Genomic DNA, 1,028 nt, shown 5'->3' with positions numbered 1-1,028 from the left:
CTCGACGGCTTCGAATGAACGCCAAGGCCCACGTCGATGGATGACCTCGGCCTTGAAAAGCCCATTGATGGTCTCTGCGAGAGCATTGTCATAGCTGTCGCCAACGCTGCCGACCGATGGCTCGATCCCGGCCTCAGCCAGCCGCTCGCTGTATCGAATGCTGACGTATTGAGATCCCCTGTCGAAATGATGGACCAGCCCACCACGATGAAGTGGCCGCCGATCATGAAGTGCCTGCTCCAGCGCATCGAGCACGGAGCCGGTATGAGCCGTCCGACTGGTTCGCCAGCCAACAATCCGACGGGCGTAGGTATCGATGACGAAGGCCACGTAGACGAAGCCTGACCAGGTGCTGACGTAGGTGAAGTCGGAGACCCAGAGCGCGTTGGGCCTGGGGGCATGGAACTGCCGATTGACGTGATCCAGTGGGCAAGGCGCGGCCTTATCGCTGAACGTGGTGCGGATCGGTTTGCCCCGAATGACGCCCTCAAGACCCATCATCCGCATCAGGCGAGCAACGGTGCAGCGAGCAACGTCGAGGCGTTCCCGCCGCAATTGCCGCCAGACTTTGCGCACGCCATAAACCCGGAAGTTCTCCTTGAACACGCGATCGATCTCCGGCTGCAAAACGGCATCCCGCTTCGCCCGGAAGGATAGCTTCTCAGGATCAGCACGCTTGGCGACGTGATCGAAATACGTGGAAGGGGCAATCGGCAAAACCTTGCAGATCGGCTCGACCCCATGTGCATCGCTCTGGTCGTCGATAAAGGCGATCATCGTTTGAATGGGCGGTCGAGCTCCGCCTGCGCAAAATATGCTGATGCCTTGCGAAGGATCTCGTTGGCCTGCCGGAGTTCACGATTCTCGCGCTCCAGCGCCTTCAGCTTCTCCGCGACATCGGGGGACACGCCGGCTCGCTTGCCGCTGTCGACCTCAGCCTTCTTCAGCCAGTCAAGCAGCGTGTGCGCCGAGCAGCCGATCTTGGCGGAAATCGACTGGCAGGCCGTCCAGCGCGAAGGGTAATCGCC

The 1,028-nt window shown here is 60.8% G+C and carries 1 pseudogene and 1 other annotated feature; the pseudogene reads right to left on the bottom strand.

What is annotated here, in order from left to right:
• Positions 1 to 1,028 (bottom strand): annotated as a pseudogene (locus BM177_RS19370) (IS3 family transposase); the annotation flags it as partial.
• Positions 703 to 819 (bottom strand) — a sequence feature (AL1L pseudoknot). Its footprint overlaps the pseudogene before it by 117 nt.

Source organism: Methylocapsa palsarum (genome assembly GCF_900114285.1).
Taxonomy (GTDB): domain Bacteria; phylum Pseudomonadota; class Alphaproteobacteria; order Rhizobiales; family Beijerinckiaceae; genus Methylocapsa; species Methylocapsa palsarum.
Note: the sequence above shows the minus strand (reverse complement) of the source record. Positions and strands in the feature narration are given on the sequence as shown.